We start from the raw sequence: 7,868 nt of genomic DNA on the forward strand, positions 1-7,868 counted from the left end.
CGCGGCCTGCATGATCCCGGACCTTCGGCCCTGGCGCCGACTCCTCCAGAGCGGTCCATTCGTACCGACGTCGCATGGGTGCCTCCGGGCGCTCCGCCAGGGAGGCCGCGTCCGCGGCGCCGTGCGGGGGTTGCCATGCGTGGCCGCTCGTGGACCGAGGACTGTCAGCGCCGCCGCTGTCGGCGGCGCAGCGCGCACCGGGTGCTGGCCGGCACGACTGCCGCGCTGACGATCCTCGTCCTGGGCGTGGCCGGCTGCAGCGGGCCACGAACCCCGCGCCTCGAGCTGGGCTCGTGCGGGACGGACGGCCCGGACCACCCGGAGCGGTGCGCCGTCCTGCAGGTGCCCGTCGACTGGGCAGATCCGCACAGCCCCCGGATGGGTCTCCAGGTGCTCGTGGTACCGGCCCGCTCGGACCACCCCGCTCCGGATCCGCTCTTCTACCTCGCCGGCTTCGGCAGCTCGGCCATCGGGGACGCGGAGTGGGCGTACCGGACCTTCGCGCCCCTCGAGGATCGGCACGACCTCGTCTTCGTCGAGCAGCGGGGCACCGGTGCAACGGCGGAGACCTGCGCCCTGCCCCCCGAGGGCGAGGGCGACCTGGCGGCGATCGGCCCCGCGGTGACGCAGTGCCTCGGATCGCTCCGCCGCGATCCCCGTCATGACACGACCGCGGCGGCGGTGCGCGACCTCGATGCCGCTCGCGAGGCGCTCGGCTACGAGGCCATCGACCTCTACGGCATCTCCTACGGCGTCACGATGGGGCTCGCCTACCTCCAGGCCCACCCCGAGCGGGTGCGGACGGCCGTCCTGGACTCCGGTTCCCTGCTCGACGTGCGCCTGTGGCAGCGGGTGCCGACGAGTGCGCAACGGGCCTTCGACGCGCTGGTGCGTGACTGCGCCGCCTCGCCCGCCTGCACGTCCGCCTACGACCCGGCCACGGACCTCGCGACCCTCGTCCATCGCCTGTCGGCGGCGCCGGAGGTGGTCGACCTCGGCGACGGGCACACCATGACGGTCGACGCCGCCGGCCTGACGGGAGCTGTCGTCGACGCCTACCTCGCAACGCCCGCGACCGCGGTGCTGCTGCCGCGGGACCTGCGGGCCATGGTCCGCGGGGAGTGGACGGATGTGCTGCGCGCCCGTGGCCTGCTTCCCGCGGCGGTGAACGCGGAGGCGGGGCGCGTGCAGGTGCAGACGCTGACGATCCGGTGCAGCGACGAGTGGGCGCAGATGACTCCCGACGTCGTCGCGGCACAGGAGGGGTCGCTGTTCACTGCGAACACGCTTGCCCGGGCCCGCTGGCAGCAGGCCCTGTGCACCGTCTGGCCGCACGACGACGGCGTCCGCGGCACGGTCCAGACGTCCGCGCCGGTCGTGCTCCTGAACGGCGAGCACGACCCTGCCGACCCGCCGGAGAACGTCGCGCCGGCCGCCCGGAGCATGTCGGCCTCCCTGGCCGTCACGGTCCCCGGTGGGGGACACGGGGTCGTCGACGGATGCATCGTCGACGAGGTGATGAGCTTCATCGAGGCCGGCAGGGCGCCAGACCCGGCGGCGTGGGCCGCCTGCACGGACACGTGGAGAGGCGTGGCGCCGAGCTTCCCGGCGAGCTAGGACGACCGTCGGGGATCACCACCACGAACGGCGCTCTCGGCCGGTGCGACGATGCGGCCATGGCCACGCCACGGGAGGACCTCGCTGGGCTGTTCGACTACGCCTGGCAACGGTTCTCGGACCGGATGGCCGGAGTCTCGCCGGAGGAGTGGGTGTGGGCCCCGCTGGCGGACACCCGCGTGTGCCTGCGCTGGCGGTTCGGTCACCTGGCCCACCTGCTCGCCGACGGACGCAACTCCGCGTGGTTGGGTCTGGGTCCCCGACCCGAGGTGCCCGCGCACGGTGAAGAGCCGGCCACCGTCCATGGCGACCTGCCCGCCGCGCTGGAGGACCTGCAGGTGTCGTTCCGCCGGTGGCGTGACCTGCTGGACCAGACGACGGACGCCTCGCTCGCCGAGCCGATCGGCGCCGTCGGCGGTCCCTACGGGCAGGCGTCGCGGTACTCCTACGCCCTGCACGTCCTGGACGAGCTGATCCACCACACCGCCGAGGCTGCCCTGCTGCGAGACCTGTACGCCGGCTCCCGGGGCGCGCGTGCGGCAACCACGTCCTGACGGGTGACGGGTTGGCGGGACTGACTGCGTCTTCGCCGCATGGGGCGTTCACCGTCCACGTGACCCCTGAACCGCCGGACAGCCACCCGCCCACGGTGCGCGTGCCCCCGGTGCGCGCGCTCGAGCTGCCGGCGGTTCGGACCAGCGACCCACCCCCTTGACAGCGTCGGCGGCGCCGGGCAGCATTCCGGCAACGACAAAACGATTGGGCACAGCGCATGACTCAGAGCCGAGTCACCATCCGAGACGTTGCCGCTGCGGCAGGCGTATCGATCACCACTGTCTCGCACGTCCTGACGAACGCCTCCGGCAAGCGCATCGCGGCCGAGACGCGCAGCCGCGTGCACCGTGCTGCGGACGAGCTCGGCTACGCCGCCAACCCGGTCGCGCGCACGTTGCGCACCCGCCGCTCGCAGTCGGTCGGTCTGGTGGGGGACGAGATCGCGACGACCCCCTTCGCGGGGAAGATCATCCTGGGCGCGCAGGACGTGGTACGGACGCACGACGCCGTCCTGCTCGTGACGAACACGGCCTACGACGTCGAGCTCGAGCAGCGGGAGATCCGGGCGTTGCTGGACCGGCGCGTCGACGGTGTGCTGTATGCGGCGATGTACCACCGGGTGGTGGCGGTACCGCCGGAGCTGCGCGGGGAACCGGTGGTGGTTCTGAACGCGCGGACGGAGGACCCGACGGTTTCGTGGGTCGTGCCCGACGAGTACACCGGCGGCTGGGACGCAGCCGACGTCCTCGTGCGAGCGGGCCACCGGGTGCTCGGCATGATCAACGACGAGGACGACATCCCGGCAAGTCACCTTCGCGAGGCCGGATTTCGGGCACGCTGCGCCGCGGCCGCAGTGCCCGACGCGGACGTCACGGTGATGTTCGGCGCACCGAACACCGACGGTGCGTTCGAGCCGGCGATCCGGATGCTCTCGCAAGGCGAGCGGCCGACCGGTGTGTTCGCGTTCAACGACCGGATGGCGATGAGCGTCTACCGCGCCGCCGCGATGTTGGGTCTGCGGATCCCCACCGATCTGTCGGTCGTCGGCTTCGACAACCTGGAGATCATCACGGAAGGCCTCTACCCGGGGCTGACGAGCCTGACCTTGCCCCACTACGAGATGGGCGCCTGGGCGGCCGAGCAGCTCTACGCCCAGATCGACGCTCCGGCGGGCGCCCCGGTGCCTGTGCGGACCGCCAAGCTCCGATGCCCGGTGGTGCACCGGGCCTCGGTGACGTCGCCTCCCCGGTAGCCCCCGGGGAGGCGACGACCGTCACCGGACCGCGTACTCACGCACGCGGCCACCGGACCATCAGTGATCCACGAGTGACAACGGAGGGAACCCTGTGTCTTCCAACCAGCGCCGCCTCACGGCCGGCAGCATAGCCGTGGCGAGCATCATCGCCCTGGCCGCGTGCAGCAGTGCGGCGCCCGTCTCGTCGTCCAGCGCGACGGGCAGTGCCACGATCGACCTGTGGACGCACAACGGTGGGAACGCCGCTGAGCTCGCGGTCGATCAAAAGATCGTCGACGACTTCAACGCCAGTCAGACCCAGTACAAGGTCAAGCTGACGTCGTTCCCTCAGGCGTCGTACAACGACGCAGTCGTCGCTGCCGCCACGGCCAAGAAGCTGCCGTGCATCGTCGACATCGACGCGCCGAACGTCCCCAACTGGGCCTGGGCGGGCTACCTTGCCCCGCTCGGCCTGCCCGCCAGCACGTTCGACGGTCAGCTGCCGAGCACCGTCGGCACGGTGAACGGCAAGATCTACTCGTTCGGCCACTACGAAGCGGCTCTGGCGATGTTCTCCCGCAAGTCGGTCCTGGACGCGGCCGGCGTTCGGATCCCGACCGTCGACAAGCCGTGGACCGCGACGGAGTTCGCCGACGCGCTGACCAAGCTCAAGGCCACCGGCAAGTTCCCCTACGCCCTCGACCTCGGCACCGGTGGCACCGGCGAGTGGATCCCTTACGCCTACTCCCCGCTCCTGCAGAGCTTCGGTGGGGACCTGGTCAATCGCACCGACTACAAGTCAGCCGACGGCGCGCTCAACGGCCCGGCGGCCTTGAAGTGGGCCGGCTGGATGCAGGGCCTGGTGAAGGACGGCTACATGGCCGCCAAGTCCGGCTCCGACGCGACGGCTGACTTCGCCAACGGCAAGAGCGCCATCCTCTACGCGGGCAACTGGACGGCGGCGACGATCTGGAAGGCGTTCGGCGATGACGCCGTCGTCCTGCCCCCGCCGGATCTGGGCAGCGGCACGAAGATCGGCGGCGGCTCCTGGCAGTGGGGAATGACCAAGCAGTGCACCTCTCCCGCGGCCGCCACCGCCTACCTGACCTTCTCTCACCAGACGAAGTACATCGTCGACATGTCGCAGGCGACCGGGAACATCCCCGCGACCACCGCCGCGGCTGCCCAGATCCCCGACTTCCAGCCTGGTGGCAAGAGCGAGATCTTCTTCCAGCTCAGCCAGAAGTTCGCCCTGGTTCGGCCGGTGACGCCCGCCTACCCGTACATCTCCTCGGTGTTCCAGAAGGCGACCGAGGACATCCTCTCAGGCGGTGACCCGAAGGCCATCCTCGACAAGGCCGTCAACGACATCGACACGGACATCAAGCAGAACGGCAACTACACGTTCTGAGCCAGCCCCGGGTGCCGGCGGAGACCAGCTCGCCGCCGGCACCCGGCCCATCTCGAAGGATTCCCATGGTCTCCACCGAATCGTTCGCGCGTGAGCGCGCGTCCGGGGCCACACCGAAGACACCTTCTCGCCGCGGGCCGTTCTCCGACGGTCAGCGCCGGTCCGGACGGGCTCGGTCGCGAACAGCGCATGCCCGCGACTCGCGCGCAGCCGCCTGGATGGTCGGACCGGCCGCTTTCCTGCTGGTCCTCTTCCTGTTGGTCCCGGTCGTCCTGGCCTTCACGCTCGCCTTCACCAACTCGCGACTGATCTCGCCGCGCCCGGCTCATTTCATCGGACTGACGAACTTCGTCAACCTGTTCGCTGACCCGACGTTCTGGGCGTCGCTGCGCAACACGCTCACCTTCGCCCTCGTCGTCGTTCCGGTGCAGGCCGGCCTGGCCCTGGTCCTCGCGCTGCTGGTCAACGCGAAGATCCGCGGCACGAACTTCTTCCGCACGGTCTACTTCGTGCCGGTGGTGACCTCGATGGTCGTCGTGTCGCTGCTGTGGAAGTTCATCTACCAGACGGACGGGCTGCTCAACAAGTTTCTCGTCTGGGTGTCGTTCGGCCATTTCACACCGATCGACTGGTTGAACAATCCTTCGACAGCGCTGCCCGCGATCATCGTGATGTCGATCTGGCAGGCCGTCGGATTTCACATGATCATCTGGCTGTCGGGCCTGCAGACCATCCCCGTCGAGCTCTACGAGGCCGGAGCTCTGGACGGCGCGACGGGCTGGAAGAGGTTCCGGTACATCACCTGGCCGAGCCTGGCGGCCACTCGCACGTTCATCTTGATCACCATCACCATCGCGGCGCTGAGCCTGTTCACGCAGATCAGCGTGATCACCCAGGGCGGCCCGCTCGACTCGACGACGACCCTCGTGTTCATGGCCGTCCGAACCGGCTACCAGCAGCTCGCAACGGGCTACGCCTCGGCGATCTCGTTGGTGTTCTTCACGCTCGTGCTGACCGTCGCAGCGATCCAGCGCTTCCTGACGAGGGAGAAGGCCTGACCATGACCACGCTCACGTCCCGACGGTTCGCCACCACGCGCACCGCACGAGGCAAGGTCGCGACCACCCGGCGACGCACCTGGGTCGTCGTCGCGTTCCGAATCGTGCTGGCCTTCGTGTTCACCCTTCCGCTGCTGTTCATGTTCGTCTCGTCGCTCAAGCCGGACCTGCAGATCTTCAAGGACGTCGCCAGCTGGCGGGCGTTCGCCCCGCTGGGCCACATCTCCTGGGACAACTACAGGGGCGTGTTCGACCGGGTCCCCTTCGCACGGTTCCTGCTGAACTCGATCGGGATCTCCCTGATCACCGTGGCGCTCGGGGTCTTCGTCAACAGCCTCGCCGCATTCGGGCTCTCCCGCTTGCAGTGGCGTGGTCAGCAGCTGGTCCTCACCGCGATCATCGCCACGCTGATCGTCCCGTTCGAGACCCTCGCCCTTCCCTTGGTGTGGTGGGTCAACAAGCTGCCGTCGCTGGAGCTGCACGGGTTCCATCTCACCTTCACCACCGGGTGGTTGGACACCTACCAGGTGCAGGTGATCCCGTTCGTCGCCAACGCATTCTCCATCTACCTCTTCTACCAGTACTTCTCCAGCATTCCGCGTGAGCTCGACGAGGCCGCACGGATGGACGGCGCCGGCTCCTTTCGGATCTACCGCAACGTCGTGATGCCGTTGTCAGGGCCCGCGGTCGCCACAGTGGCGATCCTGACCTTCCTACCGGCATGGAACTCCTACCTGTGGCCCCTCATGGTGGTCCAGACCGAGAGTCTGCGACCGGTCATGGTGGGGATGCAGTACTTCTTCCAGCTCAACGTCGCCTGGGGTCAGGTCATGGCCTACGCGTCAATGATCACTTTGCCTGTGCTGGCGCTCTTCCTGGCGTTCCAGCGTTCGTTCATCAACTCCATCGCCTCGAGCGGTGTGAAGGGCTGACATGTATCTCCTTCCCGCTTCCTGGACGTGGGACAGCTGGTTCGTCGACGACGGCGAGCAGTTCCACGCCTTCTACCTCAAGGCGTCACGCGCCCTCGGCGATCCTGAGCGTCGACACCGGCATGCCAGCGTCGGGCACGCCATCTCGACCGACCTGCGCAGCTGGACAGAGGTCGCCGATGCATTCGTGCCCTCCGACGGGCCCGCCTTCGACGACCTCGCCATCTGGACCGGATCAGTCGTGCGTGGGCCGGACGGCCTGTGGCGCTTCTTCTACACCGCTTGCAGCCGCGAGCAGCCACAGCGGCAGCGCATCAGCGTCGCGACCTCGACCGACCTGACGGTGTGGACCGCCGACCCGGATCGCAAGCCCATCGAGGCGGACGGCGCCTGCTACGAGAAGCTCGGCGACTCCGCCTGGTCCGACGAGGCGTGGCGCGACCCGTGGGTCTTCGAGGATCCCGCCGGGGACGGGTGGCACATGCTCATCACAGCCCGCGCCCGGCACGGCGAGCTTCGTCAGCGCGGCGTCATCGGGCACGCGACCTCTGACGACCTCGACAACTGGGAGGTCCGACCCCCGCTGAGCGGCGCAGGCGCCGGATTCGGTCAGCTCGAGGTGTCACAGGTCGCCGTGGTCGACGGCCGTGGCGTTCTCCTCTTCAGCTGCCTGGGCCCGGAGCTGTCCGACGAGCGACGCGCAAGCGAGCCCGGCGGCGGAATCTTTACGGTTCCGGTCGACAACCTGACCGGACCGTTCGACATCAGCCGTGCGACGCGCCTGACCGATGCGACGCTCTATGCCGGCAGGCTCGTCCAGGACCGCTCCGGCGCCTGGCAGCTCCTCGCCTTCCAGAACCTCGGCGCCGACGGACAGTTCGTCGGAGGCCTCATCGACCCGCTTCCCGTGTCTTGGATCGGGGACCGGCTGTCCCTCAAGCCGGGCACACCAGGCGCCGCCCCACGCTGACCGCCCCGGCCGTGGGGGCCCCCCCCCCCCCCCCCCCCCCGCCCCCCCCCCCCCCCCCCGGGGGGGGGGGGGGCGGGGGGGCGGGGCCGCC

Annotated in this window: 7 protein-coding genes; all 7 read left to right on the plus strand. The window is 69.5% G+C overall.

Features of this window, described 5'->3' with window-relative positions; genetic code table 11:
- Nucleotides 1-201: 201 nt before the first annotated feature.
- Entirely contained in the window at nt 202-1,617 is a 1,416-nt protein-coding gene (locus N0B34_RS07550; protein WP_263730740.1) for an alpha/beta hydrolase, read from the plus strand.
- A gap of 59 nt (nt 1,618-1,676) precedes the next feature.
- The gene (locus N0B34_RS07555; RefSeq protein WP_263730741.1) at nt 1,677-2,171 is read left to right on the plus strand and encodes a DinB family protein; all 495 of its coding nucleotides are present in this window, start codon (nt 1,677-1,679) and stop codon (nt 2,169-2,171) included.
- 218 nt (nt 2,172-2,389) lie between these two features.
- A complete protein-coding gene (locus N0B34_RS07560; RefSeq protein ID WP_263730742.1) occupies nt 2,390-3,424 on the plus strand; it encodes a LacI family DNA-binding transcriptional regulator in 1,035 nt (344 codons plus the stop codon).
- Nucleotides 3,425-3,560: 136 nt separating this feature from the next.
- Complete coding sequence (locus N0B34_RS07565; protein ID WP_263730743.1) at nt 3,561-4,817, plus strand: extracellular solute-binding protein; 1,257 nt, start codon at nt 3,561-3,563, stop codon at nt 4,815-4,817.
- A 218-nt stretch (nt 4,818-5,035) separates the two neighbouring features.
- Complete coding sequence (locus N0B34_RS07570; protein ID WP_263730744.1) at nt 5,036-5,875, plus strand: carbohydrate ABC transporter permease; 840 nt, start codon at nt 5,036-5,038, stop codon at nt 5,873-5,875.
- 2 nt (nt 5,876-5,877) lie between these two features.
- Nucleotides 5,878-6,807, plus strand: a complete 930-nt coding sequence (locus N0B34_RS07575) for a carbohydrate ABC transporter permease (protein ID WP_412175710.1) — start codon at nt 5,878-5,880, stop codon at nt 6,805-6,807.
- Between the two features lies 1 nt (nt 6,808).
- Entirely contained in the window at nt 6,809-7,777 is a 969-nt protein-coding gene (locus tag N0B34_RS07580) for a glycoside hydrolase family 68 protein (protein WP_263730745.1), read from the plus strand.
- The last annotated feature ends 91 nt before the right edge of the window (nt 7,778-7,868 follow it).

The organism is Cellulomonas sp. SG140, assembly GCF_025770785.1.
Taxonomy (GTDB): domain Bacteria; phylum Actinomycetota; class Actinomycetes; order Actinomycetales; family Cellulomonadaceae; genus Cellulomonas.

Excerpts from the sequence above, each read along its gene's own strand:
- N0B34_RS07555 (WP_263730741.1), top strand. The coding sequence starts at position 1,677 with ATGGCCACGCCACGGGAGGACCTCGCTGGGCTGTTCGACTACGCCTGG.
- N0B34_RS07560 (WP_263730742.1), top strand. The coding sequence starts at position 2,390 with ATGACTCAGAGCCGAGTCACCATCCGAGACGTTGCCGCTGCGGCAGGC.
- N0B34_RS07570 (WP_263730744.1), top strand. The coding sequence starts at position 5,036 with ATGGTCGGACCGGCCGCTTTCCTGCTGGTCCTCTTCCTGTTGGTCCCG.
- N0B34_RS07575 (WP_412175710.1), top strand. The coding sequence starts at position 5,878 with ATGACCACGCTCACGTCCCGACGGTTCGCCACCACGCGCACCGCACGA.
- N0B34_RS07580 (WP_263730745.1), top strand. The coding sequence starts at position 6,809 with ATGTATCTCCTTCCCGCTTCCTGGACGTGGGACAGCTGGTTCGTCGAC.